This window comes from Herbaspirillum huttiense (assembly GCF_047300815.1).
Lineage (GTDB): Bacteria > Pseudomonadota > Gammaproteobacteria > Burkholderiales > Burkholderiaceae_D > Herbaspirillum > Herbaspirillum huttiense_A.
This window is the reverse complement of record NZ_CP178608.1, coordinates 2,582,707-2,600,763: the sequence shown is the minus strand read 5'-3', so window position 1 is coordinate 2,600,763 and position 18,057 is coordinate 2,582,707. Positions and strand designations below refer to the sequence as shown.

Below are 18,057 nucleotides of genomic sequence, written 5' to 3'. Positions count from 1 at the left end.
GTCAAGCTCCTGCCTGGTCGGCTGTCTTCAGGCCGCCTGCGGCCAGGCGCTCGATATAGCGATCCTCGGACATCGCCAGCGCATCCTCGTCGACCAGGGCAAGCATCTGCGCGAGATCAGAGTCCTGGCCGACCAGGCGATCCGTCCAAATCTCGATGCGGCGAATTCCGTTGAAATCGCACTTCAGCTCCAGATCGAGCACCGCCTGGCGGATATCAGCGCGCATGGGGCATTCGCTCCAGGGCTTGTTGCCGTCAGCGAGTAGATCCAGGATGGCCTGGGCCTTGCTCTTGCCACCCACCATCCGCTGATACACATCGCGGCAGATCGCCAGCTTGTTCAGCGCCACCACCTGGTGATCGCGGCCGACCACATTCCAGCGCAAGTGCTCATCGCAGTGCTTGGCGTGGTCGCTGACATCGAACGTCACGACCTCCATCAGAGCATCGATGCGTTCGCGGGCATCATCCGTAAGGAAAGAAAAACGATTGGATCGCAGCAGCGCCAGCAATTGGGCGGGCGTGTAGCGGTATGCAGTTCTGGACATAGGAACCCTCGATGTATTGTGTGGTGGCGTGTGAATCAGGCAGACTTCTTGGCAGCACGGTTCTTCGCGCCCTTGGGTCGGCCGCGACCACGCTGTGCTGCGTCGTCTGGCTCTGCCGCAATTTCCTGGTGTTCATTGACCAGGGCCGAGCGCATCACTTCGATCTCCTGCAGGAACCAAGTGGCTTCTTCGGTGGTAAGGGTTCCTGGCATGAACTGGGCGACATCCTGGAGTGCCGGCATATCGCCAAGCCCCTGGAGGCGCTCAATCAGGATGCGAGACCGGGCATGAATCGCCTGGGCGGCAAACCACACACTGTGGAGCTGCGCTTGGTACTGTTGCTCATCCAAAGAGCTGGGATCAATCTCCGCAGCCATCTTGTCCAGGATGGCCATAGCGCTGGCACAATGCGTGTCCATCAGCGCCGACTGCTGGCGCACGATGTTCGTTTCGGTGATGTAGGCGCGATTGCCTGGCGCATCTGCACGCAGGCGCTGGATCAGGTCTTCTTTCTTCTCCAGCTCGACTTCCAGGCGATTGGCGCGCTTTTGCTCGGCACGGGCATCTTCCAGACCATCGGCTTCCAGCTTGCGCACGCGCTCGCGCAGTTCGCTTGCGCTCATGCGGTCGATGTCGTCCATTTCGGCGAGCTGCTCGAGGACGTCATCGTCGTGGGTGACCAGTTCCAGGAAGGCGCTGGCACTTTTTACCTGACCACTCAAAAGTGCCAAATTGGCAGATTTGGATGTTTTGGCGGCCGCTTGCATGAAGCGTGCTGCCGACCGATAGCTGAAGCCCAGCATCTCTACACGCCGCTCAAAATCACCATGCGGCGTTACCTCGCGGAGCATCAGCATTCGCTTGCCCATCTCCAGCAATGACTCCACAGTGCGACGTTGGTAGAAGCGAATACCATCTTCCAGACCATCAACCGAAAGGGGGCCGTCATACCCCAATTCCTGGGCAAGAGCCATTGCCTTCGGGCTTGCCACGACGACCGCATTAGTTGCGACTGGTTTCGCCATTTCAATAATTTCCGCCGATGCGGGCTGCTTGGCAGCATTGCGTTTCATGCTGCGCTCCATCAGGCGGATTTACGAGCGGCGGCCTTCGTGCGACGAAGCACTGGACGATCTGACGGCGGCCAGATCTTATTCACCGGCTGCTTGATGATCTTCGCGATGTAGGCCTGGATACGCGCTGATTTGACCCGACCGCTAATTACTTGGCTCATGGTGGAGCCGGCTACCTTCAAGTCATCGGCGGCCATTGCTGGTGTCTTACCTGCCATACGCATTGCCGCTTTAATCTCTTCTGGGTGCATAATCTCTCCTGTTAGCCTAATTTGTTAGGTTGGTTCTTGATGCCCAAACTGGAGGGCATCGAGTTAGGGTCATTATGGGAAAGAATTCTTTCCCAGTCAATAGATTTATGGGAAAGAAATATGTCTCTTGGGGCGAGATTAAAAGAAGAACGCGAAAGGCTTGGCATGAGCCAACCGACCTTCGCAGCTATAGCCGGCACCACGAAACAAACTCTTTTTTCTTGGGAAAGCGGGAAGACCGCACCAGATGGATTTCAGATTGCTGCTTTTGCCGGGGCGGGAGTCGACGTTCTTTACGTCTTAACTGGGCAACGTAGCCAGCCTGCTATCGCGCCACTATCCGATGATGCGAAGGCTCTCCTAGACGACTACCAGCACTCAAGTTCGGAGGGAAAAGAAATCATTCGGGGGGTAGCCCTACAAGCAGCGCAAGCTAAGAAGAGCAAGCGGAGGGCATAGAGCGCGATTGATTCGCGCTGTAGCATCCATGAACGACCCGCCAGAGGACCCTGATCCTCCTTTGCCAACGGCAAGGTTGGTTCCATATCCAAATTGGCGGCACGCGAATGAAGTCGACCTACTGGGCGGCCGTCAGAAGGGCCTTCGCACCTATCCACCTGCTTGCTTGGCCGCCTGAAGATAACTAGAACGTAGACGCACCCGTACTTGGAGGAGGGTACGGGGCATCGAGGAAATCATTCTATGCAACCCATGTCGATAGAAAAAACCATGAAATGTAACTTAAGAAATATTTTTTTACTGCTATTTGCAGTTCCTTTACTTACCCTTGCGGCTTCACCGTCAAAGGAGAAATTTCTAAAAAACTATAACGCGTCAGCGAAGGAAATGGTTCCGTCGTTTCAGACCAGCAGTTGCAAACAGGTTCCAGCAAAAACTCCACCAGGGCGAAGTTTCACAACATGTCGTTTGACGATAGAGAACTCATTCCTCTCCGTTGAGAGTCTCGATTCGGCAGTCACGGCGGTACTGTTGGTGTTTGATTCCACGTATTTAGAGCATCCAAGCGACTTGACTCGCTCTGGAGGAATGCTATTACGATCTATGCGCGGAACTTATTATGGAGACTATCTAGCGACTGCTATGAAGGTCTTCCAGGAATCCAAAAGCACCAACTGGAAAAGAGCCTGTACATTTGATAAAGAATCCTCGTCGGAATTTTGTATCGGATCAGAGGACGGGATTCTCTTTAGCTTGGCAATCAACCGTAAGCCACAATAGGCAGGAAACATTTCCAGCCTCATCAATTCCTTCTTCGCCACGTAATCTCCGGTTGTCACGTCCAGTGACTAACAACCGGAGATTGCAATGAAACTTCCCCGTCTTTTCTGGTGGCTGTTCGCCACTGTCATCCTGCTGGCCTTCATCGGCCTGTTCTATCCCAACCAGCTCCCAGTCAGCCTCTACAAACTGTCCCTGGTCACCATGGCAGGCGTGATCGGTTATTGGCTCGACCGGTCGTTGTTCCCCTATGCTCGCCCCGACAGCTTCATTGAACCCGATGATGGCGAGGATTGCGGCGCATGTGGCGTGGGTACATCTCCCGACGAGGATCGCGCATTCATGCCGTGCTCGATTGCATTCGCAGCCGCGATGTTGCGAAGAGCATTGATCGTCGGTTGCGCCATGATCGCCATCGGCCTGGGGGCCTGACATGCGCGACAAAATCTCCGGCTTCCTGTTATGGGTGGTTTTCCATTTGGTCGCTCTGGCGTTGTTCTCCAAAATCGGCGTAGCGCAGACCATCCCAGCTCCTGCCATGAAGTACCGGGCAGAGCTGACACGTGCCGCTCACGCGGGATGGGGGCTTGATGCACCTGTGGCTGTCTTCGCCGCGCAGATTCACCAGGAAAGCGGATGGAATTCGGAGGCGATCTCACGCGTGGGTGCAAAGGGTATGGCGCAGTTCATGCCCGCGACAGCCCGCTGGTGGTGCGAAGCAAACGCTATTGCCACCAGTGCCTGCGTACCGGAGAACCCTGCCTGGGCGATGCGCGCATTGGTCGGCTATGACCGCTGGCTTTACGACCGTGTCCGTGGCCCGGACGAGTTCAATCGCCTGTGGGCGATGCTGCGCTCATACAACGGCGGGCTCGGCCACTGGCAGCAAGAAGCTGCCATCGTACGTCCTGCCATGGAGCACCTCGCCATTGACGGTGCATGTGGCAAGGCCAAACGTCATCCGTCATTTTGCCCGGAAAACCTCGGCTATCCACGGCGCATCCTGATCCTGCTGCAGCCACGCTATCAGACCTGGGGCCGGAGTGTGATGGCTCCATCTACCTGATCCTCTCAATGGAGATACCCATGTCATCTCAGATCGTAGCGATTGACATCATCACACAGCGTGCCCGCCAGGCCGCGAGGGACGGCATTCCCGCCACAGCCTGCCCCTATCCTGAAGGCTCTCCTGCAGCAGTTCGCTGGCTGGTGGAACACGCCAATGCCCAGCAAGCAGGCTCTCTCGCAGAGACCGAATAATGGCTACTGAAATCAATACTGAAGAGGCGAAAGCTGCCTTCAATAAGTACAAGTCCGAGAAAGTCAAAATGCTTATTGATTTCGGAGAGGTCAATGCTGCGAATCGCATTGATCGTGAAATGTCGGAGAGGGATTTCGTTGCTGGGTGGGTTTTGGCATTTGATCATGTAGGACTTCTTTCATCTGCAGGTGCCGCTCATGCCGGAGCTATGGCACAACCGGTAGGCATCATCAAGCATGACCCGATGGTGCATGGGTGGCATATGCAACCGTTGGTGTCGTGGGACAAGATTGGACTCGGCACTAAGCTCTTCACTGTCTCCGGCGATTGGATAGATGTTGAGAATACGCAGCCTCCGCACGAGGTTGATGTGCTGGTCAAGTGCAGGAATGGTGCATCAGTGACCTATGACATTGCTGGGCTGTTTCACGGCGAATGGTTATCTCAGATAACAGAAAAGCCATGCCGCCATGATGTCATTGCGTGGAAGCACATTGATGCGGGTTCGAAGGAAGCTGCATCATGAAATTTACCATCCCAGCCTGGGTAAAGATCCTGGCCAGCATCGCGGTTTGCATCGTTATTGTCCGTGCGCTCCTCGCCTATGGAGAGCACGAATACACCAACGGTCAGCAAGCCGAGCGCACTACCTGGTTGACCAAGGAAAACGCGGCTCTAACCCGCGCCAACAACCGCATCAAGGAACTGGAGGAGCAGGCCCGTTCCGCCGAGGCCAAGCACGGCCAAGCCATGGCCTCGATCTCAGCTCAATACCAAAAGGATCTGAAGAATGAACGTCTCGCAAAAGATCGCGCTATCGATGCTGTGCGCCGTGGCGAACTGCGCTTGTACGACCCAGGCGTCCGCGCCACAGGTGACAACAGAGTCGGTGGAGGCCAAGCCTGCGCAACTGACGCCACCACCATCGGACGTGATGGTGCCACGCGAAGCCAACTATCTGAATCGGCTTCTGAATTTCTTCTCGCTCTCGCCGGCGAAGCCGACGAAGTAGTACGCCAACTCACCGCTTGCCAGGCAGTGGTAAAGGCTGATCACCAAATGAAAGGACAAGAATGAGCCGGGAAGATGTTATGCAGTGGTCGCTGCTGCTGGGGATTGCCAACTTCCTTTTGACATGGGGCGTGGCGCTCTACATGTACTTGTCCAACAAGAACAAGGCAACCAATGCCCGCATCGACGCACTGGAAGCTAGGGTGACTGCTTCGATCATCGACCATGGCAATCGTCTGACGAAGCTGGAAGGTGGGCCGACACACCAGGATCTGGGGACCTTGCATGAGAAAGTCAACGATGCAACCAATGAAATTGCTTTACTTAATGGCACGGTCACCGGCATGAACCGTCTTTTAACCAGTATTGATGACCATTTACGGAGGCGTGGCTGATGAACGATTACGAGAAAATGCAACGTGCCGACTTGCGCCTGCGTGTGCTGCAGGTGCTTTCGTCCGTTCCTGGCTATCGCGCCAACGAGAGCCTGGTGCGCCAGCAGCTCCTCGAGCGCTATGCACACGCTCTGTCTCAGGATGCTCTGCGCGGCGAGCTGGCGTGGCTCAATGAGCAGGGGCTGCTGACGTACCAGGGCAGCGATATCGTCCTGGCATCGATTACCCAGCGCGGCCAGGATTGCGCTGCTGGCCTGGTTCAAGTCCCAGGCGTGAAGCGTCCGGGCCCGGACGAGATGTTGGTCGCCGCCGGCATTGGTATTTTGAGGCAACTCTGATGGCGCACTCTCCAGAAACACGCGCCAATGTTCGGCGGCTCTATATCGAAGGTATGCCTTTGAATGGTGTGGCGATCGCGTGCGACGTGAACTATGAGACTGCGCGCAACTGGAAGGCCAGCGCTAAAGCCAAGGGCGATGACTGGGATACGGCGCGCGCCGCCTATCGCATCAGCGATCAGGGCCTGGACGATCTGAACAAGCAACTGGTGGAGGATTTTGCGCGCCAGGTCATCACCACTACCCGCGAGCTGGAGTCGTCGACCATGCCTGCTGCCGACAAGGCGCAGCTGCTCGCGCAGCTGGCCGATGCCTATGCCAAGTTCAGCAAATCCTTCGGCCGCTTGAATCCGCAGTTCTCAGGCCTGTCCGTTGCCCTGGATACGGTGCAAATCATTGCAACTTACCTGCGCCGGGCCGACCCATCGGCATTGGCTGCGTTGCAGCCGCATTTCGATGAGATTGCGGCCATCCTTGGGAAGCGCCATGCGTGAATACGACTGGTCGGATGAATACGGTGATCTGGTCGAGGTCAAGAACCTCCGTGACTTCCAGGAACGCATGGAACAGATGGGCGAGGAAATTCGCCAGGCCATCGAACTGGAATGCGAAGCCTTCCCCGTAGATCCTGCGGCCAGCAAAATGCGCCGAGAGCGTGCCATTGTCGACTACCAGTTCTTTTGCCAAACGTATTTCCCGCACTACGTCCCGACGCCGCATTTCTCCCTATTCCAGCAGTTTGCTTTCAAGCGCCTGCCCGAGGTGATCGATGGCATCAAGGATGGCCGAGAGGTGCACCAGGCGCCTCGCGGCGAAGCCAAATCGACCTACGAAACACAGCTCAACAGCCTGTGGAACATCTGCCGATCCAACTACCTTGCCGATCTCGTTCCTACCGCGTCGAAGAAGGCGCGCAAGTGGATGATCGGCATTGTAATGAACACCCTGGAGCAGTCGGTCGAAATGCTGGAGTCGATCAAGGCCGAACTGGATACCAATCCACGCCTGGCAGCGGACTTCCCGAAGGCATCCGGCCGTGGCCGTGTTTGGCAGGCAACCACCATCCAGACCGCCAACGGCATCAAGATCCGGATCGGTGGCACCGGCAAGAAGATGCGCGGCATGAAGAATGGGCCGCATCGTCCCGATCTGATCTACCTGGACGATCTTGAGAACGACGAGAACGTCCGCGACAAAGAGCAGCGCGACAAGGTGGAATCGTTCGTGCTGAAAGCTGTCCTGGGCCTTGCCGGACCAGGCGGTGGCATGGACGTGTTCTGGGTCGGTACCAGCCTGCACTACGATGCAGCGATCAATCGTGTGTCGCGTAAGCCTGGTTGGCGGCGGCGGGTTTTCAAATCGATCATGCAATGGCCTGATCGCATGGACCTGTGGGAAAAATGGGAGGGTATCTACGCTACCTCTTCAGAGGATGAAGGTGAGCGTGAAGCCGCTGAAGCTGCTGCAGATGCGTTTTATCGGGAGAATAAGGAACTGATGGACGCTGGCGCCATCGTGTCCTGGCCCGAGGTTCGACCGCTTTATCGGTTGATGTGTATGCGCGCCATCGACCATGATGCGTTTAACCAGGAACAGCAGAACGAGGCAGGTAACGACGACACCGCTCCGTTCAAGACGCTGCAGTTCTGGATTGATCGTCGTAACGACTGGTTGTTCTTCGGTGCGATTGACCCATCGTTGGGCAAAAAGAACAAGAAGAACGACCCCTCGGCCATCTTGGTAGGCGGGCTTAACAGGCAAACCATGGTGTTGGACGTAGTGGAGGCCGATATCTGCCGCCGCGTGCCGGATCTGATCATCAGCCGCGCCATCGATCTGGAGATTGAATACCGGTGTCTCGCCTGGGGCGTGGAAACTGTCCAGTTTCAGGAGTTCATGTACACCGAGCTGATCAAGCGCGCCGCCTTGCTGGGCATATCTTTCCCCGGCGTGCCGATGGAGGAAAGCGTCGAGAAGGAGTTGCGCATCATCAGCTTGCAGCCCCATGTTGCTAACGGCAAGATCCGCACGCACCGCTCTCACGGTGTCATGAACGAACAACTCAAGTTCTGGCCGGAAGCCTCCCATGATGACGGCCCCGATGCATTGGAAAAGCTCTTCCGGCTGGCTAACCAATATAGCGGCGAATGGTTGTACACCTCTGCTGCTCCATCGCGGCGTGATCGCCGCAGTACCAGCCGCGTCAGCGGCCATTCTGACAATTGGGACGATGATGATTAAAGGAATTAGGGCGGTGCTCCAGCGCGCTTCTGGCAAAGTAAAAGCCGGCTTGGATCAGTTACAGGCCGGCGCACGTTCGACACAGGGTAACTCGCTCAACTATGCCTCGGTGAGCACCTTGGACCCGTCGCGGTTGGCTTCGGCCTTCGCTGCCGCAGACGAAGGCTTCATTACCGACCAGGCTGCACTGTTCGAGCTGGTGGAAGAGCAAGATCCACACATCTTCTCCGAACTGGCGAAGCGTCGCCGTGCTGTGACCGGCCTGGGATGGCAAATGGAGCCACGTGACGATGCCAACCAGTCCGAACTGAATCGCACGACCGAGCTGGCCGACATGCTCAAAAATATCCCTCGCTTTGAGGATGCGCAGTATGACCTGGCCGATGCAATCGGGAAGGGTTTTGCGGCGCTCGAGCTTGATTGGAAGCCGGGTAGCACCTGGCTGCCGCAGAACCTTCTGTGGGTGCCTCAACGGATGTTCCAGATCGACCGCGATACTGGCGCACTGCAGTTTCTCAAAATGGGAATACCAGAGGCCTTGCGGCCGTGGGGCTGGCTCATTCATGAGCATCGGGCGAAGTCAGGCTATATTGAGCAGGCGGCGCTGTTCCGTGTCCTGGCGTGGACATATGCCTATAAGGCATACAACGTTCGAGACATGCAGCGCTTCCTGGAGTTGTACGGTCTGCCGCTGCGCCTGGGCAAATACCCCGGCGGCATCCAATCCAAGCAGCGTGATGAACTGCTGCGCGCCGTGCGCAACATTGGTCATGATGGTGCTGGTGTCATTCCCAATACGATGAGTATTGAGTTCGTCCAGGCAACGAAGACCGGCACGGTCAGTGACTTCCTATCGGCGATTGAATATTGGGAGCGGAAGCAATCTCTGGCTATTCTGGGCGGCACACTCACCAGCCAGGCCGACGGCAAGACATCGACCAATGCTCTCGGCGAGATTCACGACAAAGTGCGGCGCGAGATCATGCTGCATGACGTTCGTCAGATCACGCCCAGCATCAACAACATGCTGGTGCGCCCGATTGCACTGATCAACGGCATGTTCCCGGAAGACCGGATCCCCAGTTTCTGCTATCTGACCGAGGAAACGGTTGATCAAGGCAAGATGGCCGACGTGCTCACCAAGGCCGCCAACATCGGCATGGAGATCGACGTCGAATACGCCCACCAAGTGATGCAGATTCCACGCGCTGACAAAAAGGCCAAGATGTTGGTGCCGCCTGGCTGCTCACTCGCTCAAACACCGGCCAGCGCCCTGACGCGCCTGGTAGCGCTCAGTGCCAGCCGACAGGCAGAGCCTGATATCGCGTCGGCCTATTCGGCCCAACTGGCAGCACTGTGCGCTCCGATGGAGCAAAAGGCCATCCAGCAGATCGCATCCATTATCGCTGAGTCGGGTGATTTTGATGAAGCGGTAACCCGCATTGAAGCCTTGAGCGCGAACAATCCGGCGTGGGCTCAAGCAATGGCTCTGGGCATGGAAGCTGCCACGCTGGCCGGCATGGATGCCGTGGCATCGGATGGTGAGGAATAAGCATGGCTGCATCGCCGGCCCGTCTGCCGTTCTCGGAAGCAATCGACTTTTTCCGAAACAAGCAGCGCCTGCCATCCTCTGGCTGGACGGACATCTATCAGGAACAGCACAGCCACGCGTTCATCGTTGCCGGTGCCGCGCATGACGCCCTGGTCGAGGATATGTATAACGCGGTTCGTCAGGCGCAGGAAGGTGGTACTGGATATCCCGCCTTCCGCAAGCAGTTCGGTGAGATCACGGCTAAATACGGCTGGGCGCACAACGGTTCGCCTGGCTGGCGCAGCAAGGTGATCTACGATACGAACATCACCCAAGCCTACAACGCCGGTCGCTACAAGCAGATGATGGAAGTGGTGCATTTGCGGCCGTATTGGCAATACGTGCATACCAGCACCGAACATCCACGCATGCAGCACTTGGCATGGAATGGTCTCATTTTGCCCGCCGACAGTAACTGGTGGGATACCCATAGCCCGCAAAATGGATGGGGCTGCAAGTGCAAGATCCGTTCACTGTCTCGTTCGGAGGCGAAGAACCTCTGGGAGGCCCAAGGAAAGTCTGGCCCTGACGAAGCGCCACCCATCGAATGGGAAGAGCGGGTCGTCGGAAAGAATGGAAGCAATCCTCGAACTGTGCGCGTTCCGAAAGGGATCGACCCGGGCTTCGCGTACAACCCGGGCAAGGCTTGGCTGGAGCCGCACACCGTGCCGCCGCTGCAAGGCTATGACGCCGTGCTGAAAGAGCGTGGTGCGACCTGGCCGACTGGTTTCACACCACCAGCCGCACCAGCGCCAACCTCGGTGCCACGAAGTCTGTTGCTTGCACCGAATACACCGCCCGAGACTGCTGTGAAGGAATTCCTGGATGTGTTCGGAGCCACGATGGAACGTGGTGCCGCTTATACCGACTCGGCCGGCACCACGATGGCCGTCACGAAGGCATTGTTCCAAGATGGCAATGGCGAATTGAAGTGGTTGACCAACCCGGACAAGGCATCGCGCCTGGAATACACCTACTTGCTGGCTATGACGCTGGTCGAACCGGACGAGATCTGGTGGAACTGGGAAAAATCACGTTCAGAGAGCGGCCGCTGGCTGCTCAAGCGTCGTTACCTACGTGCCTTCGAGCTGGAGGGCAGCGGCGAATATGGGGTGGTGGCGTTTGAGTGGGGAAGAACCGGTTGGACCGGCTCAACAGCTTTCGTTCCCGACCGAAAAAGCCCTGAAAACCGGGCGGCTTACTTCGACCGCCAGCGTATTGGCCGGTTGCTGTTCAAGAAATAAAAAACGCGGCCACTGTCCTGGGCCGCGTCGTGTGGCCGCATTGTGGAGGGGCTGGACAGAGCCGCTCTCGCTGGCACCACGGGGAGGATTTTATGCAATTTACCGTCGAATTTCAAGCCGACCACCTTGCGGCCATCCTAGAAGCCGTCCGGAATGAGGTGGCTACGCCCCAGCAGATGCTGGGGAGCATTGGCGAATCGCTATTCAACGCGAACCAGCACCGCCAGGCGCAGGGGCTGGCTCCGGACGGGACTCCCTGGCGGCCGTTGTCGCCCATGACCATCGGTACAGCTACCTGGAATGCACAGAAAGAGTCGTTCCGTAAGAAAGGCCAGTTGAGCCTGGCCACTGCCCGCCAGGTACAGGCTCGCAAGGGTAGCCGTATGCTTTATGCCCATGGCGACATGCTGGAAAGCTTCAATTATCAGGTGCAGGGGAATTCCCTCCGGCTTGGATTCAGCGACCAGAAGGCCGTGTGGCACCACTTCGGGACCGGCACCTTTGGCCCTCGTGGTTCTCCGTACACAATTTCCCCCAAAAAGGCCAAGGCACTGGCGTTCGGCGGCTTGGTGCGCAAGCGAGTCAACCACCCCGGCATCCCGGCTCGGCAGTTGGTCGGCTTTCCAGCGTCGGATCGGCAATTGACCGGCGAACTCATCCGTGACCATCTCACCCTGGTTTTAAATAGGGTTCGACGCCCGAGTAAATGAGCTTTGAATTTCGCGGGGCGGTAGTGGAAGTCGGGATTTATTAGGACCGGAACAGCGGAATATTTGGAGTTTTCTCGGTATTTATTCCGAATTTTTTACCGCATCCGTCCCAAAATCAAAATTTATTCCGTGATGGAGCTTCTCAGCAGCGGCGCGGGTTTCCGCCATTTTCGAGGGCCAAAACCTGTCCCATTTCTTGGACTACCCTACTTTTCCTCCAAAAATCCGCTGATTTTGGCCTTCTTGTCATACGGAAGACACAAACCAAGTTTCATAGTGAAGATTTATATTTATAAAATATATATCAAATAAATTTTTTATAAACATATAAATTCACTAAATAATTAAAAAAGAGGAATTTTCCTGCAGCATTTCGCGCATTTTGCGAACCATCGTTCTGATATTCTTCGATCCAGTTCCAAATAGGGACAGGCTGCGGCCGGCCACGTTCAATGCGGTCGCAGCGATAAAAGAGGTGTTTCGGGGAGAGGCACACAAGGCTGATCCGCGGCGCCATCAACATCACAACATCGTGCTTTCTGGAGAGAAACCTATGAAGAAGAGTTCCATGCTGCTGCTGGCAGCCGGCCTGACCACGGGCGGTGCAGCCTTTGCCCAGTCCACCGTGACCATCTACGGCATCGTCGACACCAGCATCCGTTATCTGAGCAGCGACAATGCCCAGGGCAACAGCAACGTGCGCGTGGACAACGGCGCGATCGCCAACAGCCGTATCGGCTTCAAGGGTACCGAAGACCTGGGTGGCGGCCTGAAGGCCATGTTCCAGCTGGAAAACGGCTTCAACGGTGACAACGGCTCCATGAGCAGCGCCAACACCATCTTCAACCGTCAATCCTGGGTTGGCCTGGGCGGCAGCTTCGGCAAGGTCTCCATCGGCCGTCAGAACACCCCGATGTTCGACCTGCTGGCTGACCACTTCGATCCGCTGACCGTGGGCAACTACGACAGCAACTCCTGGTTGCCGGCTGCTGGCAGCCTGGTGCGCAACAGCAACATGATCAAGTACTACGGCAGCTTCAGTGGCCTGAGCGTGGGCCTGTCCTACGCTGCCGGCGAACAAGCCGGTTCGGCACGCCGCGGCAGCCAGATCAGCAGCTCGCTGCAATACACCACCGGTCCCTTCTCCGTGGGCGGCGGCTGGCAGCAGACTGTGAGCGCCACCAACAGCGACAACAAGGACACCGCCTACAACCTGTCGGCTTCCTACGCCATCGGCGCAGCCAAGCTGTTCGCTGGCTACATCAACATCAAGGACAGCACCGGCACCACCGCTGCCTACATGGCCATGACCAACAGCGCCGCCGCGGCCGGTGGCGTTGCAGGCGTGCAGCGCAAGGACAAGGGTTACTTCTTCGGTACCTCCTACCAGGCCACCTCGGCCCTGTCCCTGACCGGCGCCTTCTACTACGACAAGAGCCAGAACGCTTCGGTCTCGGGCGTGGGCAATGTCGGCGACGGCAAGCGTTACGCCGTGGTGGGCTGGGCCGAGTATGCCCTGTCCAAGCGCACCCAGGTCTACACCATCGTGGACTACAACAAGGCCAAGGACGCAGCCCGCTACGAGCTGACCGGCCAAGCCGCTGGCAAGGACAACCTGACCACCGTCGGCGTTGGCATCCGTCACATCTTCTGATCCGGCTTGAGTGGGGCGCTTTCCCTCGGGAGAGCGTCATCACCCGAACGCGCAGCAGAAACAAAAAACGCAGTTCCTTTCGGAACTGCGTTTTTTTTCATCCTGCTTTTTTACTCCCTGCCCGACTGCCCCGCACATCGGGCAGTCGGATCAGGAAACTTCATTTCAAGCCATTTCCGGCTCAACCCACCCACTTGCGGGCATTGCGGAACATGCGCATCCACGGCGAATCCTCGCCCCACGATTCCGGGTGCCAGGACTGGGTCACGGTGCGGAAGACGCGTTCGGCGTGCGGCATGAGGACCGTGAAGCGGCCGTCCGGGGTGGTCACCGAGGTGATGCCTTGGGGCGAACCGTTGGGGTTGAACGGATAGGCTTCGGTGGCGGCGCCCCGATGGTCGACGTAGCGCATGGCGATGAGGGCACGGTCGATGTCGCCGGTCTGCGAGAAGTCGGCGAACCCTTCACCGTGGGCAGTGGCGATCGGCGCCTGGGTGCCGGCCATGCCCTGCATGAAGATGGAGGGCGAATCGGCCACTTCCACCATCACGAAACGCGCCTCGAACTGCTCGGACTTGTTGCGGGTGAACTTGGGCCAGGCTTCGGCGCCCGGGATCATGGACTTCAGGTTGCTCATCATCTGGCAGCCGTTGCAGATGCCCAGCGAGAAGGTGTCCTGGCGCTGGAAGAAGCGCGAGAACTGCTCGGCCAGCTGCGCATTGAACAGGATGGTCTTGGCCCAGCCTTCGCCGGCGCCCAGCACGTCACCGTAGGAGAAGCCGCCCACGGCAATGAAGCCCTTGAAGTCATCCAGCTTGGCGCGGTTGGCGATCAGGTCGCTCATGTGCACGTCAACCGCAGTGAAACCAGCCTTGTGCATGGCGTAGGCGGTCTCGATGTGCGAGTTCACGCCCTGCTCGCGCAGGATCGCGACCTTGGGACGCGCCGCTGCGCCCAGCGACAGGTAGGGTGCGGCGATGTCTTCCTGGGGATCGAAGCTCAGCTTGGGCGTCATGCCGGGGTCGGCTGCGTCCAGCAGGCGTTCGTATTCGGCATCGGCGCAGGCCGGGTTGTCGCGCAGGCGGGCGATGCGCCAGCTGGTCTCGCTCCAGACGCGGTGCAGCTCGGCACGCGGCTGGCTGTAGATGTTCTTGGCGTCGCGCATGAATTCGATCACGTCGCGGTCGTTGGGCTTGCCGATGATGTGGCTGCACGCGCCCAGGTTGTAGCTGCGCAGCACGTTCATGACCTCCGACTTCTGCTCAGCCGGAACCTGGATCACCGCACCCAGTTCTTCGCTGAACAGTGCGCGCAGGGTCAGTTCATTGCGGCGTTCGGCCACTTGGGTGGTCCAGTTCTTGGAATCGCCCCAGTCAGCGGCATGCTCGGCTTCCATGGTCAGGATGTCGAGGTTGACCGAGATGCCGGTGTGACCTGCAAAGGCCATTTCGGCCAAGGTGGCATACAGGCCGCCATCGGAACGGTCGTGGTAAGCCAGCAGGCGGTCTTCGGTATTGAGTTGCTGGATGGCGTTGAAGAAGGCCTTCAGGTCTTCTGCGCTGTCCACATCCGGCGTCTGGTTGCCGATCTGCTGCATCACCTGCGTGAGCGCCGAGGCCCCCATGCGGTTCTTGCCACGGCCCAGGTCGATCAGGATCAGGACGGTGTCGCCCTTGTCCTTGCGCAATTGCGGGGTCAGCACGCGGCGCACGTCGGTCACCGGCGCAAAGCCGGAGACGATCAGCGAGACCGGCGAGGTCACCGACTTGGCGCCCTCTTCATCGCTCCAGGTGCTGCGCATGGACAGCGAATCCTTGCCCACCGGGATCGAGATCCCCAGCGCCGGGCACAGTTCCATGCCCACGGCCTTGACGGTGTCGAACAGCGCGGCATCCTGGCCGGGCTGGCCGCAGGCCGCCATCCAGTTGGCCGACAGCTTGATGTCGCCGATCTCGGCGATGGGGGCGGCAGCGATGTTGGTGATGGCTTCGCCGACGGCCATGCGGCCAGAAGCCGGGGCGTCGATCACGGCCAGCGGGGTACGCTCACCCATGGCCATGGCTTCGCCCAGATAGCCTTCCAGGCCCATGGCGGTCACGGCCACGTCAGCCACCGGCACCTGCCAGGGACCGACCATCTGGTCGCGCACCGTCATGGCGCCGACGCTGCGGTCACCGATGGTGATCAGGAAGGACTTGTCGGCCACGGCCGGCAGGCGCAGCACGCGCTGGGCCACGTCCACCAGGTCCATGCCGGTCAGGTCCACCGGCGGCAATTGCTTCTCGACGTGCTGCACGTCGCGGTGCATCTTGGGCGGCTTGCCCAGCAGCACATCCATGGGCATGTCGACCGGGTTGTTGTTGTGCTCGGGATCGATCACCTTCAGCTGGCGTTCTTCAGTGGCGGTACCGACCACGGCGAAGGGCGCGCGCTCGCGCTCGCACAGGTATTTGAACAGGTCCAGGTGTTCCGGCAGGATCGCCAGCACGTAGCGCTCCTGGGATTCATTGCTCCAGATCTCGCGCGGAGCCAGGCCGCTTTCTTCCAGCGGCACACGGCGCAGGTCAAAAATGGCGCCGCGCTTGGCGTCGTTGGTGATCTCGGGGAAAGCGTTCGACAGGCCGCCCGCACCCACGTCGTGGATGGACTGGATGGGATTGTCCTCACCCAGCGCCCAGCAGGCGTTGATGACTTCCTGGGCACGGCGCTCCATTTCCGGGTTGCCGCGCTGGACCGAGTCGAAGTCCAGGTCGGCGGTATTGACGCCGGTGGCCATCGAGGAGGCTGCGCCACCACCCATGCCAATGCGCATGCCGGGGCCGCCCAGCTGGATCAGCAGGCTGCCCACCGGCAGGTCGTTCTTTTTGGTGTGCTTGGCGGAGATGTTGCCCATGCCGCCGGCGATCATGATGGGCTTGTGATAGCCCATCACCTGCCCGCCCACGTTCTGCTCGTAGGTACGGAAGTAGCCACCCAGGTTGGGTCGGCCGAATTCGTTGTTGAAGGCCGCGCCACCGAGCGGGCCGTCGATCATGATCTGCAGGGGCGAAGCGATGCGTTCGGGCTTGCCGTAGATGCCGCCCTGGGCGTGTTCATCGCGCTGGTCCACCGGCTGGGCCACGTCACGGGCGTTTTCCCAGGGTTGCACGGCGTGCGTGACCATCAGGTTGGAGACCGTAAAGCCGGTCAGGCCGGCCTTGGGCTTGGAGCCACGGCCGGTCGCACCTTCGTCGCGGATCTCACCGCCGGCGCCGGTGGAGGCGCCCGGGAACGGGGAGATGGCGGTCGGGTGGTTGTGGGTCTCGACCTTCATCAGGATGTGGGTCAGCTCGTCCGAAGCTTCATAGACGTTGCCCTTGGTGGCGCCGCGCTGGTAGAAGCGCGAGACGGTCGCGCCCTCGATGATGGAGGAGTTGTCCGAATAGGCCACCACGGTGCCCTTGGGCGCCAGTTGATGGGTGTTCTTGATCATGCCGAAGAGCGACTTGTCCTGCTTTTCGCCGTCGATGGTCCAGTCGGCATTGAAGATCTTGTGACGGCAGTGTTCGCTGTTGGCCTGGGCGAACATCATCAGTTCGACGTCGGTCGGATTGCGCTGGGCCTTGGTGAAGGCGTCCACCAGGTAATCGATCTCGTCATCCGACAGCGCCAGGCCCAGTTCGGTATTGGCACCTTCCAGCGCGGCACGGCCGCCGCCGATCACGTCCACCGACTCCAGCGGTTTGGCCTGCAGTTCCGAGAACAGGCCGGCGGCGTCCTGCGGGTCGCGCAGCACGGTTTCGGTCATGCGGTCGTGCAGCAGTGCGGCCACGGCAGGGATGCTGGCTTCGTTGAGCTTCTTGGCGCCGCCCAGCAGGCCCGTCTTGACCTGCACGCGGAAGATGATGCCGCGCTCGACCCGGTGGATATGGCCCATGCCGCAGTTGCGCACGATGTCGGTGGCCTTGCTGGCCCAGGGCGAGATGGTGCCAAAACGCGGGATCACGACGAAGGCATCGCCCTCATCGCTGCCATTGAAGGGGTCGCCATAGGTCAGCAGGCCGTTGAGGCGTGCCTCGTCCTCGCGCGTCAGGGCCTGGGATTGGCCGGCGTCGACGAAGTGCAGGTAGCGGCCGGACACGCCGGTGATGGCGGCATCGACTGCTTGCAATTGGGTCAGAAGGCGTTGGGTACGAAAAGCGGAAAGGGCATTGGAGCCCGGCAGGATCAGCATGGCGAGGTCGAGGCAGTTAGCTTGAATCGGGAAAACCGTCGCAGCATCGCGGCAGGGACCGGTCCACCGGCACCGGCCGGCCCCGGAGGTCGCATTGCACAGTGAAAAATCGTGCAGGCCGGGGGATGGCGGAATGATGGATCGTGCGCGCGTTTGCTGGCAGAGCCGGCATTATACAGTGGACACCGCGCCAAGTCCCGCGCAAAGCGAGCGGCCGGGCCGGCCCGTGTCCACCTGGGCGGCACCATGATGCAGCAGGCCGCTGTCATCCGGGCTGCGTCGCCGGACG

Annotated in this window: 19 protein-coding genes; 15 read left to right on the top strand and 4 right to left on the bottom strand. The window is 59.0% G+C overall.

Annotation, left to right across the window (positions count from 1 at the left end; genetic code table 11):
- Nucleotide 1: 1 nt before the first annotated feature.
- From ACLRDN_RS12050 to ACLRDN_RS12040, 3 genes are read right to left on the bottom strand one after another with little or no spacing between them, the layout of a single operon-like run.
- The gene (locus tag ACLRDN_RS12050; RefSeq protein WP_413460206.1) at nucleotides 2-547 is read right to left on the bottom strand and encodes a hypothetical protein; all 546 of its coding nucleotides are present in this window, start codon (nucleotides 545-547) and stop codon (nucleotides 2-4) included.
- 35 nt (nucleotides 548-582) lie between these two features.
- On the bottom strand, nucleotides 583-1,620 hold the full coding sequence (locus tag ACLRDN_RS12045) for a hypothetical protein (protein ID WP_413460205.1): 1,038 nt from the start codon (nucleotides 1,618-1,620) through the stop codon (nucleotides 583-585).
- Nucleotides 1,621-1,631: 11 nt separating this feature from the next.
- Nucleotides 1,632-1,871: a helix-turn-helix domain-containing protein gene (locus ACLRDN_RS12040; RefSeq protein WP_413460204.1), complete on the bottom strand. Its 240-nt coding sequence runs from the start codon at nucleotides 1,869-1,871 to the stop codon at nucleotides 1,632-1,634.
- Between the two features lie 39 nt (nucleotides 1,872-1,910).
- Here ACLRDN_RS12040 and ACLRDN_RS12035 point away from each other — a divergent pair, with 39 nt between their 5' ends.
- The 15 genes from ACLRDN_RS12035 (at nucleotide 1,911) to ACLRDN_RS11965 (ending at nucleotide 13,555) form a co-directional block, all read left to right on the top strand.
- Nucleotides 1,911-2,330 carry a helix-turn-helix domain-containing protein gene (locus ACLRDN_RS12035; RefSeq protein WP_413460203.1) on the top strand — a complete coding sequence of 140 codons (420 nt, stop codon included), beginning with the start codon at nucleotides 1,911-1,913 and terminating at the stop codon, nucleotides 2,328-2,330.
- 243 nt (nucleotides 2,331-2,573) lie between these two features.
- Nucleotides 2,574-3,110, top strand: coding sequence for a hypothetical protein (locus ACLRDN_RS12030; RefSeq protein ID WP_413460202.1), 537 nt, complete (start codon nucleotides 2,574-2,576; stop codon nucleotides 3,108-3,110).
- An 87-nt stretch (nucleotides 3,111-3,197) separates the two neighbouring features.
- Nucleotides 3,198-3,542, top strand: coding sequence for a putative holin (locus ACLRDN_RS12025; RefSeq protein ID WP_413460201.1), 345 nt, complete (start codon nucleotides 3,198-3,200; stop codon nucleotides 3,540-3,542).
- 1 nt (nucleotide 3,543) lies between these two features.
- A complete protein-coding gene (locus tag ACLRDN_RS12020; RefSeq protein ID WP_413460200.1) occupies nucleotides 3,544-4,176 on the top strand; it encodes a transglycosylase SLT domain-containing protein in 633 nt (210 codons plus the stop codon).
- A gap of 20 nt (nucleotides 4,177-4,196) precedes the next feature.
- Complete coding sequence (locus ACLRDN_RS12015) at nucleotides 4,197-4,370, top strand: hypothetical protein (protein WP_413460199.1); 174 nt, start codon at nucleotides 4,197-4,199, stop codon at nucleotides 4,368-4,370.
- Complete coding sequence (locus ACLRDN_RS12010) at nucleotides 4,370-4,897, top strand: hypothetical protein (protein ID WP_413460198.1); 528 nt, start codon at nucleotides 4,370-4,372, stop codon at nucleotides 4,895-4,897. The genes ACLRDN_RS12015 and ACLRDN_RS12010 overlap by 1 nt, the downstream gene beginning before the upstream one ends.
- Nucleotides 4,894-5,448 (top strand): lysis system i-spanin subunit Rz, encoded by a 555-nt coding sequence (locus ACLRDN_RS12005; protein ID WP_413460197.1) that lies wholly within the window; start codon nucleotides 4,894-4,896, stop codon nucleotides 5,446-5,448. The genes ACLRDN_RS12010 and ACLRDN_RS12005 overlap by 4 nt, the downstream gene beginning before the upstream one ends.
- On the top strand, nucleotides 5,445-5,777 hold the full coding sequence (locus ACLRDN_RS12000; protein ID WP_413460196.1) for a hypothetical protein: 333 nt from the start codon (nucleotides 5,445-5,447) through the stop codon (nucleotides 5,775-5,777). The genes ACLRDN_RS12005 and ACLRDN_RS12000 overlap by 4 nt, the downstream gene beginning before the upstream one ends.
- The gene (locus tag ACLRDN_RS11995; RefSeq protein ID WP_413460195.1) at nucleotides 5,777-6,115 is read left to right on the top strand and encodes an ArsR family transcriptional regulator; all 339 of its coding nucleotides are present in this window, start codon (nucleotides 5,777-5,779) and stop codon (nucleotides 6,113-6,115) included. Before ACLRDN_RS12000 ends, ACLRDN_RS11995 begins: the two co-directional genes overlap by 1 nt.
- A complete protein-coding gene (locus ACLRDN_RS11990) occupies nucleotides 6,115-6,609 on the top strand; it encodes a DUF1804 family protein (RefSeq protein WP_413460194.1) in 495 nt (164 codons plus the stop codon). Before ACLRDN_RS11995 ends, ACLRDN_RS11990 begins: the two co-directional genes overlap by 1 nt.
- Nucleotides 6,602-8,356: a phage terminase large subunit gene (gene terL / locus ACLRDN_RS11985; RefSeq protein WP_413460193.1), complete on the top strand. Its 1,755-nt coding sequence runs from the start codon at nucleotides 6,602-6,604 to the stop codon at nucleotides 8,354-8,356. Before ACLRDN_RS11990 ends, terL begins: the two co-directional genes overlap by 8 nt.
- Nucleotides 8,346-9,908, top strand: coding sequence for a DUF935 domain-containing protein (locus ACLRDN_RS11980; RefSeq protein WP_413460192.1), 1,563 nt, complete (start codon nucleotides 8,346-8,348; stop codon nucleotides 9,906-9,908). The genes terL and ACLRDN_RS11980 overlap by 11 nt, the downstream gene beginning before the upstream one ends.
- Before the next feature lie 2 nt (nucleotides 9,909-9,910).
- A complete protein-coding gene (locus tag ACLRDN_RS11975) occupies nucleotides 9,911-11,191 on the top strand; it encodes a PBECR2 nuclease fold domain-containing protein (protein WP_413460191.1) in 1,281 nt (426 codons plus the stop codon).
- 92 nt (nucleotides 11,192-11,283) lie between these two features.
- Nucleotides 11,284-11,901 carry a phage virion morphogenesis protein gene (locus ACLRDN_RS11970; RefSeq protein WP_413460190.1) on the top strand — a complete coding sequence of 206 codons (618 nt, stop codon included), beginning with the start codon at nucleotides 11,284-11,286 and terminating at the stop codon, nucleotides 11,899-11,901.
- 553 nt (nucleotides 11,902-12,454) lie between these two features.
- Nucleotides 12,455-13,555, top strand: coding sequence for a porin (locus ACLRDN_RS11965; protein WP_413460189.1), 1,101 nt, complete (start codon nucleotides 12,455-12,457; stop codon nucleotides 13,553-13,555).
- 181 nt (nucleotides 13,556-13,736) lie between these two features.
- Here ACLRDN_RS11965 and purL read toward each other — a convergent pair whose 3' ends face one another.
- Nucleotides 13,737-17,768 (bottom strand): phosphoribosylformylglycinamidine synthase, encoded by a 4,032-nt coding sequence (gene purL / locus ACLRDN_RS11960; protein ID WP_413460188.1) that lies wholly within the window; start codon nucleotides 17,766-17,768, stop codon nucleotides 13,737-13,739.
- Nucleotides 17,769-18,057 lie beyond the last annotated feature (289 nt).